Here is a 25,839-nt window from a genome sequence, read left to right as displayed (position 1 = left end):
GTTATGAAAAGCTTTCTTTTGCACACCACGGGCACGGCCATGCTCCTGTGTTCTTTCGCGGCTTGGGCTGACGAGGACATCACTGCGCGCTTCAGGCCGGACCCCAGCAACCCTATGGTGAACAAGTTCGAGAACACCACGCCGATCAGTTCGATTTGTGCCGCGCATATTCCGGCACGCTGCAAGGCGTTGGGTATTTTCAGCCTGCGGGACGAGACCCTAAGGATTGCCAGCAATGCGCCGATCATTGCCAATCATGAGCAGGAGCGCCACGGCTTCATGGTCAAGGTGCCGTCCGATTGGCGTGATTTGGCCGTAACGCATACCGCCACCCAGGAAACCGAGATCGTTCAGGTGCGGATCGCCGGCATCGGCGGGTTTTGGTCGATCCCTCGACCGCCTGGCGTGTCGGCGTGGGCGCAGCCAGGGGTCGGCTGGTCAACGCAATGGCGGTCTGCGCCTTCACCTTGCCAAAGTACCAACCACCTTGCAGCAGGTACCGCGTCTGCTTCGTACTTCTGGCTGACGCCTGAAGGTGCTGGCCCTTGCAGCCGGAAACCGTCCCAGGATCTGCTCAGGATGAGCGTCAACACCATGGAGTACGCCTACGAGCTGCGCACGCCCAACCCGTTGGGCATGTCCAGTGGGCTGTACACCGGCAGCATCACCTACAGCATGGGCCCGGGCGGCGATTACGATTTTGGCGACATCATGATGCCCTCGAAAAACGCCCTCACCCTCAACTTCACCTTGAGCGTGGAGCATGACCTGAAGGTAGAAGTGCCGCCCGGTGGCAACCGAATCGAGCTGGTGCCCCAGGGTGGCTGGCAAGCCTGGCTGAACCAGGGCCGCAAGCCCGCTCGGCTGTTCCGTGACCAGACCTTCAACATCTCCGCTTCATCGCGTTTCAAGATGCAGATGGCCTGCGAGCGCGTCATCGGTGACACCTGCGCCCTGCGCAACACCACCGATGGCCACGAAGTGCCGGTGGATGTCAGCGTCAGCCTGCCCCATGGCCTGAACCGTGAAGACGGGGGCGCCGTGATTCGTCAGCCGCTGCTGGTGAGTGGCGCCGGTACCGAGCAGTTTCAGCCTGGGTTTTATGTCAACCGACGACCCGGCACCTTGCACTTCGAGGTCCAGAAGCAATACGCCGACCAGATGGTCGAGCGCGGCGGCAGCACGTACGCGGGCCAGGTTTCGGTGATTTGGGATTCGGATCTCTAGATGAGGCTTATGGCAATGAAACATGTGTTGGCGCTGTGTGCGCTGTGCTGGTTGCCGCAGTCGGTACCGGCGGCTCCGAATATCAATGTCGGGGTGTTTTATGACTACCTGGACGCCGATAAAAGTACCTACCTGAAACGGGTGTTCAACAGTGGTGACAGCACGGCCTTTATCAAGGTTGCGGTGATGGAAATCCTCTACGACAGCGAGGGCGGTTCCGCGGAAGTCGAGCTCCAGAGCGATGCCCAGACCGGTGCCCGCGATGGCCTGATGGCCACGCCGTCACGCCTTATCGTGCCGGCCAACGGCGTGCAGGGCACGCGCTTGCTGTACCTCGGCGACCGGGAAAAAGAGCGCTACTTCCGCGTGCGTTTCGTGCCGGTGATGCCGGAGCAGGACGATGAGTTTGCCGTGTCCCAGGAGGAGCGCGACGCCTACAAGACCCGCCTGTCGGCCGGGGTCACGGTGTTGGCCGGGTTTGGCACGGTGTTTTTCGTGCGGCCCAAGGTCACGCGGTTTGCCACTCGCGTCGATGAGCAACCCATTGAGTACGGGCTGCATAACGACGGCAACAGCGTGGTGGTGGTCGATGAGTTCAAGGACTGCGCCAGCGGCGATAGCCAGGACTGCCGACCGGTGACCAAGCATCACATTTTGCCGGGTCGTGCCTTCGGTTTTACCAGGCAGGCCGGGCGGACCTATCGCTTTACCCTGATCGAGGGCAGCGAGAAAAAACCCTATGAGGTCAAAGGCTGATGGTCAGTGAAATAACCCAGGCACGCGCATACCGTACGTGCAGAAGGTGCAAAGTCAGGTCGGCGGCGTTGCTGTTGATGGTGCTCACGTTGCTCAGTACCCAGGCTTTGGCGATCCGTGAAGAGCACGTATTTGACGTGTCGGTGACCATCCCCACCCACGATTTTTATGTGCTGCCGATCAACCCCGGGTTCCTGGAACGTGAACAGCAGATGGTCTGGGACCTGGTGCCGGGACGCCTGCGACCGGTGCGCGAACACTTTGACGTGAAGAGTTCGGCGGGTGGCATCAACGCACGGTTGGGCGCGCTGCCGACCCTGTTCAATGGCGGGCGCACCTACATCGACTTGAATGTGACCTTCAACGGCCAGGTGCTGGGCCTGGATGACACCCTGGTAGTGCCCCAGGCCGAGGCCAGCCAGGGCAAGCGCGTGCTGCTGGATATCTCGGCGGTGGAGCCGGCGGAGGGGTTTACCCCAGGTGAGTACTACGGCAGCGTCGAGTTGCTGTTCGATGCGGTGCGGCCGTGATGGTTTTTCGAGGAGTGGTGATGAAGTTTCTATGTGCAACCCTGGGTTTGCTGCTGTGTTCCCTGAATGCCCACGCCGGGCCGAACATCAACGTCGGTGACTTCTACGACTATTTGCGCGGCGATAAAAGTACCTACCTCAAACGCATCTTCAACGGCGGCACCCAGACCGCCTTCGTCAAGGTCAACGTCAGCGAGATGCTCTATAAACCGGACGGCAGCTATGAGGAAGTGCCGCTCAGGGTCGAATCCGACGGCAGCGTGCGCAACGGCCTGGTCGCCAGCCCGGCGCGCCTCATCGTGCCGGCAGACGGCATGCAGAGCACACGCCTGGTGTTCATCGGCGAGCGGGATCGCGAGCGCTACTTCCGCGTGCGCTACCTGCCGGTGGCGCCCGAGAAAGACGACGGGTTCGGGCTGAGCGATGAAGACCGCCAGGCCTACGAAAACACCCTGGCGGGCGGCGTGCAAGTGATGGCGGGCTACGGCACAGTGTTCTTCGTGCGGCCTACGGACAGTCGCTTCGATACCCGTGTCGAGAACGGCGGCCGCACCTACACCTTGCGCAATGCCGGCAACACCGTGGTGGTGGTGGATGAGTTCAAGGATTGTGCGGTGAATGACCGCACCGCCTGCGCGCCCACCACCAAGAACCATATCTTCCCCGGCCGGGTCTTCAGCTTTGAAAAACAGGCCGGGCGGATCTATCGGTTTTTCCTGGTGGAAGGCACCTCCGAGAAGACCATCGAGATCAGCGGTTAGAGCGATTGCGTAACTCGTGCGCCGCCATCAGCGCCGCGTGGGTGCGTTCACGCATCCATGCCTGGGCGACGTCGCCCAGTTCTTCCTCGCGTTTTTCGCAGGCGGCCTGGAATGCAGCCGGGTCGGCGGGGTCCAGTGCCGTCATGCCCAGCTCGCTGGCCAGGGCATCGACCTGGGTTTGCAGCGACGTTGTATCGGGCACCTGCGGCCACTGTTCGCCCAACTCCAGCAGGTCGAACAGGCGCTCGTGTTGAGTCCTGAGCCACTGCTGGTGTTCGGCATATTGGCCGGCATAGCGACGTTGCAGCCAGGCGCTCCAGTGGGGGTCCAACAGCATGCGGTTGACCAGGCCGTCGCCCTCGCCAAGCTCCAGTACTTTGGCATACGCCGCGTCGATCTGTGCGTCACTGACCTCGGCCGTGCTGCGGTAGAGCATATGCTCGGCGATCCACGGCAGGTCCAGGCGCTCGGCGAGGGCGGTCTGGTAGGCCAGGTAGATTTCCACTTCATCCACCTGGCCGGCCACGCCGTCGATGACCTCGGTGAGAAACCGCAGGCCCTGGCCACCCTGGGCCACCGGCGCCAGGCGCTGTTGAACGTCGGCCCGGATCACATCGTTGAGCTGTTGCAGGCGCGCGCGCCCTTTGACCAGGGTGACCAGTTGTCGCTCATGGACCTCAGGCGTCGGCGCCTGGTGTTCGATCTGGTAGAGCAGCACCTCGACCCCCAGCTCGTTGAAGATCTGCGTGCCGGCATCCGGGCAATTGCTGGGGAAACTCGCGATCTCAAACAGCCGCTTGCGCAACGGCGTATCGACGGCGGCCGCTTGCAACAGGGTCCAGACCTGCTGTGTCAACATGCGGTGGTTGGCGCTGTAGCGCTGCCGGTCTTCATCGGTCTGGAACCGCTCCGGCATTTCCAGGGCCTTGATCACCTCGAACAACCCCTGGGAGCCGTGTTCGTGCTCCAGCGCATCCCAGACGTTGCGGGCGTCGTCCTGCCCTGGCGGCGACAGGTAATCCAGCCACGGCGTGCTGTCGCCCCGGGGTTCGTAGGTGCGCTCGGGGTCCAGCCCGACTGACGCGCGATAGGCCTTGAAACGTTCACGCTGCAGGGCGTCGAGTGCTGCGCGATTGAGGTAGGTCGTAGCAACAAGTCGGGCCTCGGCACTGCCCAGCGCCACGTCGGGCAGGTGCGTAATGGCGGTGCCCTGCAGGTTGAGGAAAAACCGTGAGGACCTCGCCACCTCGAACAGCCCATCGGGCCATTGCGTGATAGGGCTATGGCTGAGGTCCAGGTGAACCAGGTCGCGCATGCGCCCGATATCCGGGGCCATGCGGCTGCGGGTGTTGTTGAGCTTCAGGCGCCGTAGGTAGCGCAGGTTTTTCAGGCGGGTGACATCCACCTCCTGTAAATCCAGCGGACACCTGGCCAGGTCGAGGTCTTCCAGGTGGCGCATTTCGCGGATTGCTTCCGGCAGGCGAGACAGCGGGTTATCCGCCAGATACAGGGTGGACAGCTGCGGGAAGTGTTGCAGGTATTCACTGTGGGCAGCGCTGAACTGAGTCTGGATCAGGTTCAGCTCGGTGACATGGCTGAAGTCGGCGCGCAGCGTTGGCAGTGTATCGGGCAGGGTGATGCCGCTGAGGTCCAGGCGCGTGCCGGAGGGGGCGGTATAGGCGCGGATCTGATCCTGCCAGCATTCAAGGATTTTGCCGCGAATGAACAGGCGCAGCTCAAGCTCCCTGTCCGGCGGATAGTGGCCGGCTTGGCGCGACCAGTGCGCCAGGTCAGCGTCCAGGCGGTAATGCTCGACGATCAGTTGGTTGACGCGGACGCTGAGGTGCTCGCTGCCGACTTTCTCCATAAACGCCTGGATGTGCGCTTCGCTCTGGTGCGTAAACACCGTTTTCAAGGCGTTCAGAATCAGTCGGTGTTCACTCATGGGGGCCCGCGTGGGGGTGCGTCCCGGCATGGGCGCGCCGAGCAGCGTCAGCGTCTCGATGTCGGCATGGCTGCGGATCGGCGTCTGGGCCAGGGCCGTGCGGCGCTCGGCCAGCGGTTCCAGGGTGGTCAGCAACCAGTGCCGCAGGCCTTCGCCCTGGCCGGGAGAGAGGCCGACGGCCTGGCGGCTATCAGCGGGCGCGGCGTGCAACAGGGCTTCGTACAGGGTGTCGGGGCCATGCAACTTGCGGTGTTGGGCGTCGCGGACTTCATAGCCCAGCTGGTCTTTGCGCACCAGGATGCGCCGGGTGCCTGCACTGGCGGGGCCAGCCTCGCAACGAAATGGACCGTCGGCGGTGTGCTGGCGAATCTGCAGGTGCAGGTCGGCAAAGAAGTCGCTGTGTCGTTTCAGGGTATTGAGCAGCATGCGTTCGCTGTCGGCGCTCTGGCGCCAGGTGAAATAGAAGCCTTCGTAGGCGTGGCTGGTGCCGGCGGCAAAATTCAGTTCCCGGGCCAGGTTTTTCAAGCGCAGAGGCAGGCGCCGGTGGTCCAGCATCAGGCTGCGCTCGGCGGCGTCTGCGCTATCGAACAGGACCTGTGCCACGCTTGAGTCCATCTGCGGGAAATGTTCGCGCAGCAGGCGGATGCCCGGTTCATCGGACAGCTCACGCACAAAGTGGGCGTACTGGCCGATCTCGGGTGCTTGCCGCGTGACGTAGGTAGCCAGTAGATCGCGCAGGTGCTGCACTCGCCCGGCCTTGGGCACCTGGGCGCCGAGCAGCAGGCGGGCCTGTGCCTCATCGAGGAACCCCAGCACGAGCTCCGGCAACTGCCCGGACATCACCTGCGCCACACTCATCTTAAGGGTGTCTGCCGGGGCGGCGTCGAGCTTGCCATAGCGGTGGGAGTCACCGCTCAGGCTGGGGCTGAGGAACACTTCCAGGGCCTTGTCCCGTGGCCAGCCTTCAAGTTCGGTAACGGTTTGCTCGAACCAGGCGGCAGCCGGGTCCAGGGGCGTGCCCATGCGGATCTGATCACTGGCCAACTGCGCGCTGGCGTAGGCCTCGAAGCGGTTGAGCGTGTCGGCGAGCAGCGGTGGCAGTGGCTGGTCCTGCAGATACGCGCCACGTAGTACGTCGTCATCGCAGCCACTGGTGCGGCGTATGCGTTCCAGTTGCTGATCGCTGAAGGCCTCGACCCTGGGCCCGAGGCGGCGCATCAAGGTGCGGCTGTCCCAGGCCTGGGGCTGGTCGGCTTCATGCACGACAATCCCGTTCGCCCGGCGATACAGCTGTGGCCGATAGGCCTGCGGGCGGTGTGGGTGGACGATGCGCTCGTGTTGCACCTGATACTGCGCGCCTTCGTGTATCAGCCGCTGCGCGGGGGCGAGTGTGCTCTGGTCGTCGACATAGGGTGCAAGGTCTGGGTTCCACAGGCGTTGACGTCCGTCTGCACTCTGCACCGGCTTGAGCCCTTCGACGAACGCCGACAGTTTCAGGCGCAGTGGCGCTGCCAACGTGGTACCGGCGGCGAACAGGCCGAACTGGACAAAGTCCTGTGCCACACCGATCAAATGATCCGCCGCCTCCGCGCCCCGGCCCTGGGCCCAGTCGACCACGCCTTCGAACACCTCGTCGGTAATCTGGTAGGCGGTGTAGGCGAGCATCACTTCCCCCAGCCCCGGCACAAATGGCGTGAGTACCTGCAGGGCAGCGTTAAAGAGGTCGCCGAGGATTTTTCCCAGGTTGTCCCACCAGGCCTGGCGCGCAAGGGTATCGGCGCGAAGGGTAGAAACGGCGATGTCCTGGGCGTCGTTGAGCACCTTGTTCAGGTGCACACGGTAGCGGTAGTCCCACAGGTCATCTGCGCCGTCGTTGCCAGCGCGGTTCGGGTGGTCAGCCGCTATAGGTTGCACATGAAATTGCAGGTGAGGGTTGTCCAGTGGTGTGTCCTGCCAGGTGGGCTGGCTGTCGGTCGGGGCTTTTGCGCGCCACTGCACCCGGCTGAGGCGGGTATTGAGGTTGGCGAAAAAATAGCCACGCTGGTCATGGTCGACAAAACGGCTGAAGAACACCTGATAGCGCTCGGCATCCCGCAACTGGCGGGTGATTTCGGTCATGAAGGCCATGGGCGTCGGGTATTGCTTGAGCGGATGTTCGGGGTCATCCGGCACATAGGCGATCACCCGCGCCGCCGAAGGCGGCGTCGCGCAGAACAGCAAAATGCCGGTGAGCCGGCTGTTCATCATGTCCAGGGTATGGGCGGCCAGGGTTTGGCCGTCGAGGCGCAGTGTGGGATTCCCATTGATCAGCCCCAGTACGGCGTCGCAGGCATCCTGGGTTATATCGCCCTTGACCAGCGCCAGGTGGGTTGCGGCTTTCAACGCGGCTTTGTGTTGATCGACCACTTGCCGGTGCACGTCACGGGCGACCGTGGGGGTGTAGACACCCATGACGATCTTCAGGTGCTCGCGGTAATGGCGGCCGATGTCCAGGCCACGGCACAGCTGTTTGAAGCGCTCGGCGGTGAGGGGGGTGCCATTGGCCTTGTGTTTGAACGTCAAGCTGCGTTGCTGGCCACGGGTATCGGCGGCGGACAGGAAGGCATAGTCGACGAAACGTTCGGTGGCGGCAAAGTTGTGCAGCGCCGCGTCCAGCAGGGACACCGTGCGGCTGGTCACGGCTTGCTTGAAATCATGTACCCACCAGGCGCTGCTGGCTGTGACATACACGCGCAGGAAGGTGTTTCTCACGTCGATCGGACCGTAGTCCGCCAGCAAGGCGCTGCCCAGAACCTGCTCGGCATAGGCATACACGTCATTGAGCTTCTGCAGGCGCTGGTCCAGGGTGTTGAGGGTGTGCCAGTGGTCGGCAACGGCCTGCTTGAGGCCGGCGTGCTGGGCTGGCGTGGCGTGCGGGTACGGCGCCGGCTCTTTGAGCCCCACGGCGCGTAAAGCGTGCAGGCGTGCCAGGGAGGTGCTTTTGAGCCATGGCGGCAAGGCGTTGTTGAGCAACGGGTAGTGCCGACCTTGAAACGCGGTGGCGAACGGGACAGGGGAAATGACGGCCATGCAACAGATCCTGAAAAGAGCCATGAAAGCGCTTCAGTCTATTGAGGCCAGGGGCCGAGAATAAGTTTGAATACTGGCTCGAACAGCCCGGATAACCGGGCATTCCGTTCAACAAATGTCACCTCGAAAACAGCCGGCTACCGCCCTCGGTGACCGCCATTGCGGCGGGGGTGCACAAGGTATGGCTGCCCGGTTGCAGGTAGGGCATCAGCACTGGCGCCATGCCCTTGAGCACCTGCACCGGCAGCGCCGAAGTAAAGGTGAAATTCTGCGCGCCGCTGCCGGGGACAAAAGCGGTGAGGGTGCCGAAATGCCGCTCGCCGATGTAGAACACAAAGGTTGCCGTGCGGTTGATCGCCTTGGAACTGAGGACCCGCCCACCAGCGCCAATCGCCTCGATACGGTTGTCGCCGGTCCCGGTCTTGCCGCCCATGGCCAGCGGTGTACCGTCGGCCAGCTTGAAGCTGCCGGACACGCGTTTCGCCGTGCCCGCATCTACCACCTGGGACAACGCGCCGCGCAAGGCCGTGGCGACTTCGCTGGGCATCACCCGCTTGCCTTTGTCGGGGTTGTTCACCAACCAGGTTTCATACGGCGTGTCGGCGGCAAAGTGCAGGCTGTCGATGCGCAGGGTCGGCTTACGCACGCCGTCGTTGAGGATCGTGCCGACCAGTTCCGCCAGGGCCGCCGGGCGGTCGCCGGAACTGCCGATGGCGGTGGCCAGCGACGGCACCAGGTGGTCGAACGGGTAGCCGACCGCCTGCCAGCGCTGGTGAATATCCAGGAACGCCTCGACCTCCAGCATGGTGCGGATGCGGCTGTCCCGCGCGCTCTTGTGCCGGCTCTTGAACAGCCAGCCATAGACTTCCTGGCGCTCATGTTCGCTGGCGGCGACGGCCTGTGTGAAGGTGGCGTCGGGGTGGTTCAACAGGTAGCCGAGCAGCCACAGGTCCAGCGGGTGGACCTTGGCGATATAGCCTTGGTCCGGCAGGTCATAGGTGCCGGGGCCGTAATCGGTGTAGAGCCTGGCCAGGCGGTCGTCGGTGAGTTTTTCCGAGGTTTTTTGACTGTTCAGATGCGCCCGGACAAAACGGTTGAAACTCTCCTGGTTGGCCTGGGGCAGCAGATAACGGTGCACGGCGGCCAGGCGAATGGCCGTAGGGCGCATGCCGTCAAGGAAGGTGTCGAGCCGCGCCTGGGTGTCCTTGTTGCGGTACTTCTTCCAGAAGCGCAACAGGAAGGTGGTGCCCTCGCGGTCGGCGAACTGGGCCAGGTATTCCTGGCGCCGTGGGTCGCTATCGTCCTTGAGCAGTTCGGCACTGTTGTTGTCACCGTGATAGGTGCTGTAGCGCACCAGGTCGCGCATCAGGCGAATGAACGGCAGGTTGATCGACTCGCGCAGGGCGTCGCGCAAGCTGGGACTGCGGCCGTTGTCTTCGTTGCGAAAGTTGTGGAAGCGATGCAGGCCGCCGCCGGTAAAAAAGCTCTCGGCGGGGCTGGCGGAATACTGCCGGTCGAGCGCCGCGTCGAGCATCTTCGGCAGGCTCCGGTCAGGGGTTTGCGCGAGGTAATCCAAGGCCCAGCGCGACAGCCGATCCTGCTCGGCGACATCGACTTTTTTCAGCGCAGCCGGTGCCTGGCCGGCATAGCGCTCGTGCAGTTCGCTGATGATTTGCAGGTAGGTGGTGAGCACGCGCAGCTTGGCGGTGGAGCCCAGTTCCAGCTTGCTGCTCTCGTTGATATCGAAAGGCTGGTCGGTGTTGTCGGTCTGCACGCGCACCCGCGCGCCGTCGCCGGTCATCTCATACAGGGTGAAGCTGTAGCGCACTTGCGCGGTGCTGGCGGGCGTCAACAGGCGCGGACCGAGCAGGCCGAGTTGCCCGGCGAAGACGGGGTCGGCCAGCTGCTTGAGGTAGGCGGTGGCCTGGGTTTGCAGGTCATTTTGCAAGGTGCTGGTGGCGGACAGGTCGAGGCGATCAAGGTCGTACAGTGGGCGGTTGAGCAGGGCGGCCAGGCGGCTGCGGGCCATGCTGATGCCTTTGTTGGTTTCGATCGGTTGCAGCGTCGGTTGCTGCTGCCAGTCGCGGTAACTGACTTTGCTGGCCAGGGCGGCCTTGGCCAGGGCCGGGTCGAGTACACGGTTCTGCTCCAGCAGGCGGATATGGCTGTCGGTCAGGTTCGCCAGTTCCGCCTGGCCCTTGGACAAGTAATGGGACGGCCGGCGCTGGGCAATCATCAACGACAACACTTCGCGCAGCGCCAGGCCTTTTTGCGCGAGGTTTTGCATGCTGCTGTCGGCGAGCAAAGCGTTGGTTGCGTTGAAGTCGGCGCCGTACCAGACCCGCAGACCTTCGGCCATGCCGTGCACTTCACCGTGACCAGGCACGGCGGATAACGGCACGCTGTTGAGGTAGTCGCGTACGATCTGCTGGCGCGCCGCCAAGGTCTGCGGGCCGTCCTGATAGGCGCGCACGCTGGCGGAAAACATCTGGCGCAGTTTTTCGCCACCGGACAGCGTCAGGCCGTCGGGGGAGTGGCGGTATTTTTCCAGCTGGGTGGCCAGGGTGCTGCCGCCGGCGCTTTGCCCCGGCAAGTGCAACAGCCTTGCCACTTGTGACCAGGCCGCCTTGGCGAAGCGCGGCCAGTCCACTGCCGGGTTGGCTTGGGGCTGGGCCGGGTCGAGCAGTTCGCGGTTCTCGATGAACAACAGGCTGTTGACCACCACCGGCGGGATCGCGCTGAAATCCTGGTACGCGTGCTGCGGGTAGGTGAACTGGTACAACGGCTCGGCGCGGCAGTCGTAGATCGACAAGCCGGCCTGGATCTTCTCCGCATAGGGCACGAACAGGCCGCGCTCGACATAGCTCATGAGCGGTGCGGAAAAACGCACCTGGCGCTGGATCAGGTAATTGCGCTTGAGCAGGCGCGGCAGGAATTGATCGAGGTCGCTATAGCCCAGGCGTTTGTCGAAAGGCCCGTCGCCGGGATACACGATGGCATCGCTGGCACCGGGCTCCAGGGTGTAGCGCAAGGTGGCGGCCAGGCGGCTCAGTTCGCGGGCTTGCCACTGCGCGGTGCGCATTTCGCGCTGGGCGGCAAACCCCGCGGCGATCAGTGCGATCACCAGCAGCAGCCACACCATGCGCCACCGGTACAAGCGTTTGCGGGGGCGTGGTGGCAATGGCTGTTCATCCGCGCTATCGGTGGGAACCGCAGCCTTGGTTGAATCGGTTTGCCATAAAGCGCCCATAGTCGATTGATCCCATCCCGGCAGATTGATCGGACTTGAATAGAGCTTAGACGCTGATTGGCGCCGTCGAGGAATTTGTCTGCGTGGGGGCACTCGGTTACCGCAGATGGCCGCGCTACTTCCTTACCGTTCAGGGCTTACCGGACCGAATCCAGCGTCCGTCACAAGGAAGTCCAACCCATGCCTGCAACCCCCTCGTCGCGGCGTAGCCATATCGAGCAAATCCTCAGCCTGTTTTCCTCCCCACCGACCCTGCGCGAAGCCGCGATCAAGCAGGCGCAAGCCACGCTGGATCGGCGCTTCCCCAGCCTCGGCCTGCGTGCGGAACACGTCGCCATCGGCACCCCTATGTCGGCCGACCAGACCCACTACAGCGCCCTCGCCGATGAAGTGGTGACGCGCCTGGCCAGTGCGCAGCCGACGCGCTATGTAGAGGATTACCATCAGGTGTTCGTGCATCAACGGGAAATCCATGTGCCCGGTGGCCCGCCGCTGCTGGATGTTGAAGAGGTGGTCAACCAACTCGGGGCGGACCTGCTCGATGCCTGGCTTGAACAACTGCTGGACTGGTGGCGGGCTGTGGTGCCGGTGAACACCAAGCGCTGGGCCTACCTGTCCGATGATTGGCTGGCGTTGCTGTACGACAGCCCGCAGCCGCCGGGCATGGACGCGGCGCAGTTCACTCGGTTGTTCCCACGCGCGTCGCTGCGGGCCGGTCGCCCTGATCGCCAGTGGACCCTGGACGCGGCAGCGTTGCCGGTGCACACCGTTCATGTCAGGCCCCAAGGCAGCGCGCAGACCCCGGAGATGCTGCCGCTGTTGATTCTCGACCAGTGGCTGTTCAGCCCCGCGACCGGCCTGCACCCGCTCAAGCGCCTGGACGATATCGAAGTCTTGATTCCCGACTACCTGAGCGCGCGCCTGGCCGACCAGGCGCTTGAGTGGTTTGTGCAGGAGCCGTGGGGCGATCCGTTCGATGCGCTGGCCGCCAGCTATGCCGAACGCCAACGCGCGGATGTGTTGGCCATCGACCGTTCGGTACCGCGTTCGTCCGCACAATTTCAAGCCATGCTCGATTATGTGACCGACCCCTCGCGCTGGTTCGAGTCGGTGCTGACCCCGTATCAACTGCGCCTGCAGGACCAACTGCCACTGTGGCTGATCCATGCCTCGGCGGCCGACAGCCTGGCCTACGCCCATGCATTGCAGGCCCTGGTGGTGGCGGGCGCGGGTACGTTTCTTGACGGTATCGCGCCGATCCTGACCTTTGCCGACCAGGCCCTGAAGGACTGCCTGCGCAAGGATCGCCGCGCCAGTGGCATCGAGCCGCAGGATATCGAGCTGACTTACCACATCGTCACGGCGGCCATGACTGCCGGCGGCTTTGCCACCGGCGATGTACATCCGCTGACGTTGACACTGACGGACCTGGCCCTGGAGAACCTCGGCGGTTTCCCGCACTTGCCTTCGGCGATCAAACTCAAGGGCAGTCCCGCACCCGACTGGCTCACGGCAACCTTGCTGCTGGGCTGTGTCAGCGAGGTGGATATCGGCCAGACGTACCCGGCGCTGCTCAAGCAAACACTGCTGGACGACCCGGCCGAGCGGCAACGCCGTGAAGCGCTGTTTACCCGACAGGTGCGGGCGCAACTGCCGCTGCTGGCGTTGCAGATGAAGCTCAAGGGCGAGCACGGCCTGACCGACGCCGGCTATCGCCTGGTGCAGGCGGCCCTGATGCAACCGCCGCAGGCGGCGTTATGGCCGCTGGCATTCAAGGTCACGCCCACGTCTTCCCCGGACACGGTGCTCAATCTGTATGTGATTGGTCCAAGGGATGCCGACGACGGGCCACATCTGCTCTACCAGCCACTGTTCAGCCCCAGCCTGCAGGAGTTTTCGTCCGCCCAGGCGTTGTTCGAGGCGATCAAGGCGGCCGGTCCGTTGCAGGACACGGTGCTCGCCTGGCTGCCGCCAACGCGCCAGGCGCTGTATGCCAATGGCGGTTTCGAAGAACCCCATGTACGGCATTTTCTCGCTGGCGATGAGTTCAGTGTGCCCGAGCGTCCGGCGTCGGTTCGCTTGAGCAAAAAGTTGATTGCGCAAGACCCGTTGCCTGGGGTGTTCGCCTCCACGGTGCAGGCGCTGGTCAGCCTGGCAGAGCGCCAATCGGTGTCCAACGCCGAGCAGCGCTGGGCGACGTTGAAAGAAGGTGGCTGGTTGCTGTTCAACAGCCTGTTGCCGTTTCTGCGAGGCCCGGTGGCGCTGGCGGGATGGATGGTGCAGGTGATGGACAGCGTGCACCGTGATGTGCAGGCCATCAGCGGCACCGACCCGGCCGCCCAGGCCCAGGGCGTGATGGACCTGTTGAGCAACCTGGTGCTGATCCTCGCGCATCGGGCTTCGCCCCGCGAGGTGCCGTCGACCCTGGATCTGCGCGATCCGGCGTTCGCACCCAGCCCGCCAAGGCTGGCGCCGCCGACCCTGACGCGCGGCCCGCTGAACATCCCGTTGCGTGCCCCCGGTGGTTGGAGCAATGCCCGTGACACCCTGACGCCGCCTCTGCAGGCCCGGCTCGAACGCCTCAGCCTTAAGGCGTTCGCTCAGCCCTGGCCGGCGCGTTTGCCGGGTGCGCAGGTAGGCGGACGGCTCGACGGGGTGTTGTTCAACGCCGCCGCACAGCCGCCGCAGTGGCAGGTGCTGGTGCGCGGGCATGTCTATCGGGCCAGGGTCACGGATGACAGTGTGCGGGTGATCAGTGCCGATGGTCGCGAGATGGGGCCTTGGCTGAAGCTGTTGGACACTGGCCGTTGGGAGGTGGACTTGCGCCTGCGCCTGCTGGGTGGTCAGGCCGATACACCGGTGGTGACCAACACCGAGTCGCGCCGCCAGCAACTGGAGCAGGATTATCGCCAATACGGCCAGCGGCGCGAAGCTGCCAATCGGGCCGTGGTGGTGGCTTACCACCTGCTGACCAGTGACGTTGCCAATCTCACCGACGAGCAGCGCGCCCGGGCGGGTACCCGCTATACCCAGGAGCTGCAGAATAAGCTGGATGCGGCGCTGTTGGAGCTCGATTGCCTCAAGGACCTGCAGGCACTCAAGCACCGGCCGGGTTACGAACGTGAACTGTCGACGGCGCTCGAAGGGATAATCCTCAACCTTCAGCAACTGTTGACGCAGGCCCGCGTAACGACCATCGCCATCAATACCCGGTTGGTTCCGGTGCTGGACCAGGTGCAGTCGTTGAATGAGCAGGAGAGCAGCTGGGATATCAATCAACAGGCGCACCAGACGTTGATGGACGGCCTGCGGCAGTTGGCTGACAGCAACGAGCACGCCATCCGCTGGCGCACCCAGGAAGTCAGCTTCCTGCAAGCGCTGGAAGGCGTTCCCAAGTACGGCAAGGACCGCGCCCAGAGCTTGCGGATGGGCCAGGCGGCATCGCCGTCGGTGTTGGATCTGCAGTCATTGCAAGTCACGGCGTTGTGGGCGGTGGCGCTTAAGACCGAGGGGCCGCGGCTGGACGAGGATTTTTTCCAAAGCCTGGACGACACCATCAACCGTGCACGTTGGGCCAGCCGGTCCCAGGCGCAACTGCATGAGTTGGCGCCCCTGAGCGCGCAATTGCGTATCGAGTTGCTGGATAGCCTCAACCATGTCTACGCCCAGACCGATGACCGCATCGAGTTCTGGCGAGCGATGGAGCCGGACAAATTCCACCTCGATTACCTGGATAAGTTGCAGCAGCTGTGTGGCCAATTGCACGCTGAGGTCGAGCGCGAACTGGCTGTGGCCCTGACCCCTGTGAGCCCCGCACCGCTTGCCGCGCCGGCACCGCGCCCGGCGCTGAAAAACATCATCCGCACGCGCAACCAGGATCTGTATGTGGCCCAGGTCAAGATGACCACCGGTGAGCAGCCGGTCGAGGTGGCTGAGGTGGTGGACGCCCAGAACACCGTGATTGCCTCGTTTACCCACGCCGCCGACGGGGTGTGGGAGCCGGTCAAGAAGCTGGTTCCCCGGCGCGCCGCTGCGCTGCCTAATCTCAATCGTTTGATTGAGCAGGGCGAGGCGTTGCAGGCGTCGGTCGCGCCGGCCATCGCCGAGGTGCTCAAAATGGCGCCAAAGTCCAATGAACCGCAGTCGTTGCAGGACCTTCTGGATCAGCACGCCGCCAAGTTGCGCCAGTGTGCCGACGCCATCCACCGTCACTTGCAGCACAGCGAACCGGGTCGCCTGGCCGCCACGCAACAGGCGCGGGCCAGGACCGTAGCCGATGAGTTGCGCGCTGCGGCCAGCCGCTTATCCGAGCAGGGCCTGCAGGCGCGCTTGAATGCCATCAAGGCGCGCCTACCCACCCAGTCCGGCGTGGACGTGCTGGTCAGCCATCATGAAGCGCGTATTTTTCGCCAAGGCGAGCGGGTTGCCCTGGCCGCCAGCCCCCATGATTGGCTGCAGACCTATGTGGTAATGGATGTGCATACCCGCCAGCCGTTGTGGTACGCGCATTTCCACTATGAGCGCCAGGCCGGGCCGGACGATCATTTCACCGCCGCGCACCTCAAGACCCTGGAGCAGCACCGCATGGGTAAGCAGTCCCAGGCCCAGGCGCAGGCCCAGGCATTTGCCAGTATCCAGGCCGGGCAGACCGGCCGCGTGCGGCAGACCGTGGAGATCCATCGCGGCGAAATCTACCTGCGCATGGCGCGCAGATTGTTCTTCGAAGCACCGATGTGGACGCCAGACTGGCAGGTCCAGGCTTGAAGTGCTGCACCATTGCCGTGCGATACTCCAACCGCGCAATCGGAATTTTCCGGGGTTTCCCGCTGAATATTGCCGTTTCTAGAGTGAAAATAACTGGGTTGAGCTTTTTATACTGCACCCCCCTGATCTGGCCCGGCCAGACCGGTTGACCCAAAAGGTCAAGCGGACACGGCACGCCCTGGCACACCCGCCGTGGCGTGCCGGACTCGGAGGCTCATATCCAATAACAAGACGAGGTTGTATCCCTATGCCAGTCGGCAACCACCTGCCCCATGGCGAGACCGCTTCGGGCGGCCCGCTCAAACGCGAACTGGGCGAACGGCATATTCGCCTGATGGCGCTCGGCGCCTGTATCGGTGTCGGCCTGTTCCTGGGCTCGGCCAAGGCCATCGAAATGGCCGGTCCGGCCATCATGCTCTCCTACATTATCGGTGGCCTGGCCATCCTGGTGATCATGCGCGCCCTCGGCGAGATGGCCGTGCATAACCCGGTGGCCGGCTCGTTCAGCCGCTATGCCCAGGATTACCTCGGCCCGTTGGCGGGTTTTTTGACTGGCTGGAACTACTGGTTCCTGTGGCTGGTGACGTGTGTGGCAGAGATCACCGCCGTGGCGGTGTACATGGGCGTGTGGTTCCCCGATACGCCGCGCTGGATCTGGGCCCTGGCGGCCCTGATCAGCATGGGCACCATCAACCTGATCGCGGTAAAGGCCTTCGGTGAGTTCGAATTCTGGTTCGCGCTGATCAAGATCGTCACCATCATTGCCATGGTGATCGGCGGCGTCGGCATCATCGCGTTCGGCTTTGGTAACGACGGCGTGGCACTGGGTATCTCCAACCTGTGGGCCCACGGCGGCTTCATGCCCAATGGCGTGCAGGGTGTGTTGATGTCCCTGCAAATGGTGATGTTCGCTTACCTGGGTGTAGAGATGATCGGCCTCACCGCCGGTGAAGCAAAGAACCCGCAGAAGACCATTCCCCGTGCAATCGGCTCGGTGTTCTGGCGCATTTTGCTGTTCTACGTGGGCGCGTTGTTCGTGATTCTGTCGATCTACCCGTGGAATGAAATCGGCACCCAGGGCAGCCCGTTCGTGATGACCTTCGAGCGCCTGGGTATCAAGACTGCGGCCGGCATCATCAACTTCGTGGTGATCACCGCAGCGTTGTCATCCTGCAACGGCGGCATCTTCAGCACCGGGCGCATGCTCTACAGCCTGGCGCAGAATGGCCAGGCACCCGCGGCGTTCGGTACCACATCGCGCAACGGTGTACCGCGCAAAGCGCTGCTGTTGTCGATCTTTGCCTTGCTGCTGGGAGTGTTGCTCAATTACCTGGTACCCGAGAAAGTCTTCGTCTGGGTTACGTCCATCGCCACCTTCGGCGCGATCTGGACGTGGGTCATGATCCTGCTGGCCCAGCTCAAGTTTCGTAAGAGCCTGAGCCCGGCCGAACAGAAAGCCCTCAAGTACCGCATGTGGCTGTACCCGCTCAGTTCGTACCTGGCCCTGGCGTTCCTGGTGCTGGTGGTGGGCCTGATGGCGTACTTCCCGGACACCCGCGTGGCGCTGTATGTCGGGCCGGTGTTCCTGGTGCTGCTGACGGTGTTGTTCTACGTGTTCAAACTGCAACCGACCCAGGTCGGCGTGGGTTCACAGCGTTCGGCGTGATCCCTTGAAACATGGCCTGCCTGTTTTTCCGCAGGCAGGCCCGTCGTGGTTCAGACGCGCTGTAGCGTCCGTTGCGTGCCCTCCGTCAACTGTCGTACCAGGCGGTTGTACTCGTCGGTTTCCTCGTCGATCAATAACTGGCGTCGGTTCCAGTATTCATCGGAGTCCCGGCTCGGGAACTCCTGATCCAACGCACTGACCTTATAGGCGATGGTGCTCTTGACGGTAAAAAACGCCTCCGGCTCAGCGCTGGCCAAATACTCGATCCAGAACTCGGTCGTCAGGATGGCCTCCTGCAGGGCAGGTGACTGGCCGAGCGCGCGCAGCGTCGCACGGGCCCGATTGATCACCTCGTCAGTCACATAGCTATCCACGGTGTAGAGCAATTCCAGTGGATAGAACGGCAAGTTGAATTCGCGCGCCAGTTTACTGCGCAGGTAAACGGTGACTTCGGCGGGGTCGACTTCCAGTCGGGCGCGCTCGCGCTCGAGAATGAACTGATCGGAAAAATGATCCAGCTGATTCAGGTAGAAACAGCGCCTGGCCAGATCCAGCAATGCCCGATCAGCCAGGTAACTCCTGGGTTGCTGCTTGGCCTGGTGAATGCGGTGATGCAGTTCCATGTTGGTAAAGGCCAGGATCACGCTGTCGCCGCAATTGCCTGAGCCGTAGGTATTGAGGCACACCGTGTTGCGCAATTGCGTCGACTCGCCCATGGCAATCAGTAAGTCCCACACTCGATCCGTCAGACGCATTCTTGACTCTACTGTGCGGTACGCGAGCGTTCGCGGCAGGTCGCGCAGCACCCGGAACACATCGTCGGCACTCGCCGTTTCATTGGCTTTCAACTGTTCCCACAGCTGTCGGCGCGCTGGCACGTCCGTGGGGGCTACGCCCGACAGCCAGGTGTCGAAGTCATTCGACGCCACCGGTGCATGGGCCGGCGTATACAATCGGCCGCCCAGGGAAATACCGGTATCGAGGCGGTACGTTTCGATGCGCGCCAGGGTCTCGGCCGACAGCGGGTTCTCGTGCAGGAAGGTGTTGCGATTGGCCATTTGCAGCCAGGGGTTGGTGAAGACCTCTTCCGGAATCGTGGTGATCGAGTTGGTCTGCAGGTGCAGTTGGGTCAGCACCGGCAGCGCACTGGCGCCAATCGGCCATTGCGTAATGCCGGTGTTGGCGAGCATCAGGGTGCTCAGTTGGGTCATTTGGCTGACGTCCGGTGTGAGGGTCAGGTCCGGGTTGTCGGTCAGATCCAGTTTTTGCAGGTTGACCATGCTCGCCAGGCGTACCACCGCCTCTTCGGTCAACCGAATGTCGTTGTCGTCCAGGTAAAGGTGGGTGAGCGAGGTCATATCGGTGATCGCGCTCGGCAGTTCCGTTAGCCGACAATCGAGGCGCAATGCCTTGAGCTGGGTGAATTTGGCCAGGAAATCTGGCCCCGTGGCCGGGAACGTGTTGCCGGAAATCCTCAGGTATTCAATGTGATTGAACGCGCGGGGGTCCGATATGAAGGAAGCTGGGGGCAAGCTCTCGTCGTCCAACTGCAACTCGAGTGACTGCAGGTTGAACAGCCCTTCTATGTAAAACGTGGTGCTTATACGTTGCCAGGCCCCGAGCAGTCGGGCGGTGATAAAGCGACGTCGCCAACGGCTCGTGTCCCTGGAGTCGGCTACAAGATCTTCGTTTGAAGACGACCCTTCGCTCCAGCGCATCAGCGCGTTTTCCATGGCCACGAACTCGCCCTGGAGGCGCTCCAGTTCGATCAGCTTTTCCGGGTCAGTCATGTTCAAGGCCTGGAGAAAACGGCGCGCATCGTCATCGTTGAAATGCGGATAAAGCGCCTGGACCTTGGCCACCAGGTCCGGTGGGCGGCGACCGCGGAACGGCCAGATACGCTGCCAGAACGGGTACACCAGAAATGTGCGGTCGACGCCCATGGCCGGTTGCATCCAGGGTTGCAAGTGGGGGATATCCAGCAGGCGCTTGATTTCCACACGACGGGCGAAGGCCAGCTCGGCCAGTTGGTTGCGCAGATGGCGGATGCCGCTCTGGGTGTCGACCTCAAGAAGGGCTTTCTCGGCAGGCGACAAGGTACTGAGAATGACCTGCAGCAATCTGGTCGAGGGTGTGCCCAGCGGCTCGCCCTGCAGATCATAGGCCTGATAACCACGGTTGGTTTTGGCCACGGTCTTGCGTGATGCGCCGCCCAGGTGCCCGGCGGTTTCCAGCAAGCGACCCTGGTTATCCCGTTCGCGAATATCGACGCGCAGGTTCCTCGGCCAGCCGGGCAGGATGCGCAGCAGGTACAGGGTGATCCGGTCGCTGTCGGCATTGGCGCAGGCATCCACGTACAAGCCTTCGAACGCGCGGTTCAGGCGCAATTCGTGGGCGCTCAGGCGTGCCTGTTCGCCAATTCGCAGGCTCAGTTGGTTGCGCTCATTGAGCTGTTTGAGCTCGCGTGTCGTGGCTTGGCCGAGAATCGCCTTGACCGTATTGTTGGGCAGGTTCGGGTGCATGGCCTTGAAGCGACGCTGCGGCTCGGTGCCTTCGGACTCGCTTTGGCGATACAGGGACTCGAGGATTTTCGCGCGTTCGCGGTCAGTGAACTCAACGATGCGGGTGATCAGTTGGATTCGGCGCTGTTCCAGCGTTTCGGGTAACTGTCCCAGCAGGCCCCTGACCACCTCATCGTGGGGCAGAAGGGCCTCCAGCAGCCTTGGATTTTCGAGCGTTGCAACGCTGATCTCCACGGTCTGCTGATCAGATTGCGGGCGTTCGTGGTAGCGATGGATGACGCGGTTGTCGCTGTCGACAAGCTGCAACACGTGGCTGGCGGGCCAGCCCGGCAGGCTGGTGATCACCAGCAACTGCAGGTCCGGGCGGGCGGAGGAGGTGGTGGGCAGTTCATACATCGCTTCGATGAACCGGTCGATTTCCTGGTCAATGCGCAAGCGCTTGCAGGTATCCGTCAGCAAGGGTGGAGCAGCGTGGCCGTTGCGGTGTACGCGGCGCAGCACATGGGGCGGGGTATCGGTCAGGGCGAGAATTGTGCTGGCCGTGTCCTCGGTAAAGGCGTTGTGGTCGCCGCCCAGTCGATAGAGCAGGCTGTGGTCGTCCCAACTCATTGGGTTCTCAGTGGACAAGCGCCAGGCGCCGTCACCGTTGTGCTCCAGGGTCGGCGTTTCGACGCCGATCTTTTGCGGGTGTTTGAACCGCCACTTGAGTACCTGTTTGTCGTAGACGATCCGGTACCAGGAGCCGAACAGCGGCAGGTATTGGTCGCCGTCAAGGCGGGTGATGCCGAGAGCGTCGGGCCGCAAATTGGCCGGCATGGACAGGGTGTGTTCGTACTGCGCCAGCGAGCCATCGGCCAGTCGCACAAAACCTTCCGGGCCGCGTTGTTGGCTCATGTAGTTGCCCAGGGTGTTGCGCAGGCCTCTGGCGTCGGTTTCGCTGCTCATGCCCAGCTGTTGTCGCTCGTGGGGTTGCAGCACCGAGCCGATGGCCAGGTAAAAACTGTCCACCGCCGGTGACACCGCAATCGTGCCGGCATTGCGCATGTCATAGGCCTCATACACGCCTTCGCCGTAGTGGCGCAGTTCCACCGTGAGGTCATCAGCGCCGCTGGAGCGATAGGGCTTGGCGATGTTGCCCGCGACGACTTCGGTGATGACGAAAGGGCGCTTGAGGCGTTGGCGGATCAAGGCCGAAGCGAACTCCCTGGCCCATTGATCGGTGTCGTTGTTGTACTGCCGTGGGTGATACAACGCGTCGATCGCGGCATCGATGCGCAGGGCGGTGCGGTGGTTGTCCAAGTGTTCGGCAAAGGCCGTTGGCAATGTCCCTTCGCGCAGGTAGGCCTGCTGTTGGCGCGGGGTGAGCGGGTGCTGTTGCAGCAGCCGCTGGAGCAGGGCCGGCGTCAACGGGCTGTTGTGGTCACGCAATTTTTTCAGCAAGGCGGTGGCCGGCACCAGAGGCGCCGAGGCCTTGACCGCGAGGAAGCGTCTGACGTTGGGCGGCGGTAGTTGCTCACTTTTCTCATAACCGGCGTAGTTCACCAGCGCGGAAAACAGCGCCATGCGTTCGCGACGGGCCAGGCTGCAGACGGCGCGACGTACCGCCAGGATCCGCTGTTCGGGGGTGCTGTCGGGTTGTTCGGTCAGGCCCAACTGCGAGGTGGTCGGTTGCAGCTCAATCACCAGGCTCAGCAGCGGGTCGTCCCGATGGTGGGGCTGGCCACGGTCTGCTTCGGCCTGGTAGCTGCCCTCTGCGCTGCGGATAATCGTGAGGGTGGTCACTGAGGGAACGGGCGTTTCGGTTTTTCCATAGGTTTCGATGACGCTGCCTTGCGGGTCGCTGATGCTTAGTAGTACCGCGGCCGGCCATTCGGGCAATTGGGTCAGCAGGCACAGCACCACGCTGTCGCCATAGGGCGGCAGGTAGCCGGCTTCGTGAAAGCGATTAATGACTTGCTCGATGACTTGGTCGGCCTGCAGGCGGCGGACGCCTTCGATCAGGTTCCAGGGCGCCGGTTCGCCGTGCCAGGCATTCTCCAGGGCTGCGCGGGAGGTGGCGGTGCTGCGCAGCATCCGCTCCAGGTCCGCCTCCAGGATAATCGACGAACCGCTGGGCAGCATGCGCTGCAGCAGTTGGGTATCCGATAGGGCTTGGTTGTCGTGCAGGTCGAAGGTCCACGCTTGCAAGGCCGGGTCAAACACAATCGGGGGGTTGTAGGGGCTGCGGCTGTGCTTGAGCACATAGCGCTGAGTGGCCTGGTCGTGGACAACCTCTGCCACCACCGTCTGTTCCTCATGACGCAGTTTGACGTAGTAGTTGTTGTGTACGCTGAATACGCCCAGGGCGTCCGCGCGTTTGCCCTCGAGTACGTATGGCTTTGGATGGGCATAGGCGCGGGCGTCGGGCTTCCACAGTTCCTCAACACCGTCCGGACGCGTGACTTTGCGCGGGTTGCCCAGGCGTTGCAGGTATTCAAGCATGCGCTGATGATGGAGCTTGCTCGCGATACCGATCAAACGCCCGCTGATGGCCAGGTCGGCGACGTCGGTGAGGGTCGAAGCAAAGCCGCTGGCATCGCCCTTGACCGCTTCATTGAGGCCCACGCTGACGCTGTAGGTCATACTGCCCAGCACCGCCAGTTGCATCAGCCGGTTGAGCCCAGTGACCCCGCCAGGCAGCGGCGTGAGCAGCAGTTGCAGGACTTCGCCGGCGATGGCCGCGGCGGCGTCCTTGAGTGCTTGCCAGTCGGTGTCGGAGCGGGTGTTGGCCAGAGTGTCCATGTCGGCCTGACAACGTTGTAACTGGCGGTAGGTCAGGGTTTGCAGCAGCGTTTTGGCGGGGCCGGTGTAGGGGTCGGTGGAGAAGCGAATGTCATCCAGGGTTCGCTCCGGAAAGGCTTTGTGAAAACCGTCATAGAGTTTTCCCGCCAACCAACTCAAGCCTTCCGGGCGCTTTTCCAGGGTCAGCAAGGGTTTGAAGACGGACATCCCCACTAACGGCAGTTGTCGGGAAAACCAACCCAGGTCGTCTTTTCTGTGACTGTCCACAAGCTGTTGGCGGAAATCGGCCTCTGCCGATTGCGCATCGCTGTGATAGCGCAACGCACCGCCGGGGCGGAAAGGGAAATAGGACAGCACTCCCAGGCTTGCAACCCTGATCAACAGCAAAGGCACTGGGATGGCGTTGTCCCAAGGTACGAAGGGCACCGAGATAATGGGGGTGACACCCGATGTCAGGCTCAAACTGTCGACCTGCAGTGGCGGCCCACTGCCTTCGATTGACGCCATGAGGCTGTCGTACATGGCGCGGGTCAGGCCGTTGTGCGCGCGGTTGCGCCAGGCGTCGAGGACATCGAACCGCAGAAGGGCCAAGGCCGCTGCACCCATCAGGCGGTTGAGCGTGCCGTCCTGGCCCAGGGTCGCGCGAATGGTTTGCTGCAGTTTGTGGCCCAGGTCCAACTCGCGGGCGACATCGACGAACTCGCGGGCACTCAGGCTGGTGTCGCCGTTGAAACCCACCACGCGGCTGGCGCCGATCAGGCTGTAGCCGGAGTCTGTCGTCAGATAGGAGGTAAAGCCGAAATTCACGCAAGCCGCCTCCCACAGCGACATGCTCTTGACGTGGACGACTTCGGTGTACTCCAGCACGGAGCGGCGAGGGACTCTGACGTAGCTACCTGGCTGCCGGTCCCAGGGCAGGGGTTGCTGGACCTTTTCGATGTAGGTGGTATCGAAGCGGTACTGCTCGGGATCGCGCCCGCCGAGCCTGCTGCGTAGCTGTGCGAGGCCGTCTTCCTTGAAGGTGCGTACGACCCGTTCTTTCTCGGCGTCAACCGCCGTCAGCGCCGCGAGGGCCTGGCGTTGCAGCTGCAGGAAACGTTGTTTTTCCTCAGCATCCAGGCCATCCAGGGCCTGGAGCACATTGCGCTGGATCAGCTCCAGCGCCTGTTGCTGGGCCCAGCGGGTACTCGACTGCAAATTGCCGGACAGGCCGTTGAGTAATTGATGAGACGGCATGCGCTCTACCTTTCACGATAAGTGGAAGGCAGATGGAATCACCGCGCATGCCGGCGCTGGGGCTAACTATTTAACTGCCGCGCAGTGCTGCGCTGGCGCAGGTCCAGCTGTTTGTTGAACTCCAGCCACGCCGCCAGCCCGGCCATCAACGCCATCCCCAGCAGGGCACTGAAAATCTGCATGGGCCAGGCATCACCGGCTTGGGCGTTGAGCATGTCCGCCAGGGGGGCCAGTAGCACGCCGAGGCAGAACACTTCCAGGGAGTAGCGGCCCATGCGGCAACTTTGTTCGGCCAGCCAGTTTTGCGTCCAGCCGCGGCCGGGTAACAGTTTGGCGGTGACGTACGCCAGGGCCAGGAAGTGCAGCAGGCGCAGTGGCGACAGGTCGGTCTTGCTGATGGGATAGATCAAATCGCTGAGCCAGGCGGGCATCAGCGCGTCGTGCACTTCGGGCCAGCGCCAGGAGAGCGTCAGCACACCGGCCAGCACGGTGTACACCGCCGCCGCCATGAACAGCGGCTGGCGTGCCAGCGCACGCGTGTCTGCGGGGCGCGCCCGTGTGGCCTGGATCGCGGCCGCGCCACCGAGGATAAACAGGAACTGCCAGGTCACCGGGTTGAAGTACCACACGCCATCGGCAATCGCCCGTAGGTTCCAGCCCATCCACGGTGCCAGCAGGTACACCGTCGCCGACCCGACCACCACCAGCCAGGTCCTGCGCAGCAGCAACGGCAATACCAGCGGCAGGCCCGCGAGCAGCACGATATACAGCGGCAACGGGTCCATCAGGTTGGGCTTGAAGCGCAGCAGCAGCTCATCGGTGAGGGCCTGTTGCGGGTGGGTGACGAAATGGGTCAGTCCCATCTCCTCGACCAGGTCGCGGGTTTCCACATGGCTGTTGGCGAAGAACACGATGCCCATCAGCATCGCCAGCAAAAAGATATGCACCACGTACAACACCCAGGCGCGGCGCAGGATTTTCAGTGAGGCGATCCAGTAGCCGTCGCGTTGCAGGATCTTGCCGTAGGCCAGCACCGCCGCGTAGCCGGCGAGAAATACAAACACCTCCGCAGCATCGCTGAAACCAACGTTGCGCAGGGTGATCTGGCCGAGGGGATTGTGGGGGACGTGATCCCAGAAAATAAAGATCAACGCCAGGCCCCGAAAAAAATCGATGCGTGGGTCGCGTCCGTTCAGCATGGCAGCGGGCTCTTGAACAATAAGTTTAGTAATGACAGGCGAACGCGCACGTTGTCGTACGCCGCGTGTCGGGCGGGCGCAGGTTGGCGATATTTGTAAACAATTGCAAAGGTTGGGTATTACTGAATGTCTC

The 25,839-nt window shown here is 62.9% G+C and carries 10 protein-coding genes; 6 read left to right on the top strand and 4 right to left on the bottom strand.

The annotated features are described in order from the left end of the window. Positions 1-3: 3 nt before the first annotated feature. Genes J1G35_RS19675 through J1G35_RS19660 form a run of 4 tightly spaced genes read left to right on the top strand, consistent with a single transcriptional unit; the run spans position 4 to position 3,274 of the window. Entirely contained in the window at positions 4-1,227 is a 1,224-nt protein-coding gene (locus tag J1G35_RS19675) for a hypothetical protein (protein WP_223015776.1), read from the top strand. A gap of 15 nt (positions 1,228-1,242) precedes the next feature. Next, the gene (locus J1G35_RS19670; RefSeq protein ID WP_223015799.1) at positions 1,243-1,983 is read left to right on the top strand and encodes a molecular chaperone; all 741 of its coding nucleotides are present in this window, start codon (positions 1,243-1,245) and stop codon (positions 1,981-1,983) included. Further along, entirely contained in the window at positions 1,983-2,513 is a 531-nt protein-coding gene (locus J1G35_RS19665) for a fimbrial protein (protein ID WP_262417339.1), read from the top strand. The genes J1G35_RS19670 and J1G35_RS19665 overlap by 1 nt, the downstream gene beginning before the upstream one ends. Before the next feature lie 20 nt (positions 2,514-2,533). Further along, positions 2,534-3,274, top strand: a complete 741-nt coding sequence (locus J1G35_RS19660; RefSeq protein ID WP_223015775.1) for a molecular chaperone — start codon at positions 2,534-2,536, stop codon at positions 3,272-3,274. Here the strand turns inward: J1G35_RS19660 and J1G35_RS19655 are convergent. Both J1G35_RS19655 and J1G35_RS19650 read right to left on the bottom strand, forming a co-directional pair. Next, positions 3,264-8,288: an NEL-type E3 ubiquitin ligase domain-containing protein gene (locus J1G35_RS19655; protein ID WP_223015774.1), complete on the bottom strand. Its 5,025-nt coding sequence runs from the start codon at positions 8,286-8,288 to the stop codon at positions 3,264-3,266. The two genes, J1G35_RS19660 and J1G35_RS19655, sit on opposite strands and share 11 nt — an antisense overlap. A gap of 118 nt (positions 8,289-8,406) precedes the next feature. Continuing rightward, complete coding sequence (locus tag J1G35_RS19650; protein ID WP_223015773.1) at positions 8,407-11,538, bottom strand: transglycosylase domain-containing protein; 3,132 nt, start codon at positions 11,536-11,538, stop codon at positions 8,407-8,409. A gap of 180 nt (positions 11,539-11,718) precedes the next feature. Between J1G35_RS19650 and J1G35_RS19645 the strand changes: the two genes are divergently transcribed. Together J1G35_RS19645 and J1G35_RS19640 are read left to right on the top strand one after the other, a co-directional pair. Continuing rightward, on the top strand, positions 11,719-16,302 hold the full coding sequence (locus J1G35_RS19645) for a hypothetical protein (RefSeq protein ID WP_223015772.1): 4,584 nt from the start codon (positions 11,719-11,721) through the stop codon (positions 16,300-16,302). Positions 16,303-16,549: 247 nt separating this feature from the next. After that, on the top strand, positions 16,550-17,968 hold the full coding sequence (locus J1G35_RS19640) for an amino acid permease (RefSeq protein ID WP_053133578.1): 1,419 nt from the start codon (positions 16,550-16,552) through the stop codon (positions 17,966-17,968). 50 nt (positions 17,969-18,018) lie between these two features. Here J1G35_RS19640 and J1G35_RS19635 read toward each other — a convergent pair whose 3' ends face one another. Further along, positions 18,019-24,507 (bottom strand): NEL-type E3 ubiquitin ligase domain-containing protein, encoded by a 6,489-nt coding sequence (locus J1G35_RS19635; RefSeq protein WP_223015771.1) that lies wholly within the window; start codon positions 24,505-24,507, stop codon positions 18,019-18,021. Positions 24,508-24,569: 62 nt separating this feature from the next. After that, positions 24,570-25,706, bottom strand: a complete 1,137-nt coding sequence (locus J1G35_RS19630; RefSeq protein ID WP_053133572.1) for an OpgC domain-containing protein — start codon at positions 25,704-25,706, stop codon at positions 24,570-24,572. Positions 25,707-25,839 lie beyond the last annotated feature (133 nt).

The sequence above is a fragment of the Pseudomonas sp. SH10-3B genome, assembly GCF_019891415.1.
Lineage (GTDB): Bacteria > Pseudomonadota > Gammaproteobacteria > Pseudomonadales > Pseudomonadaceae > Aquipseudomonas.
Note: the sequence above shows the minus strand (reverse complement) of the source record. Positions and strands in the feature narration are given on the sequence as shown.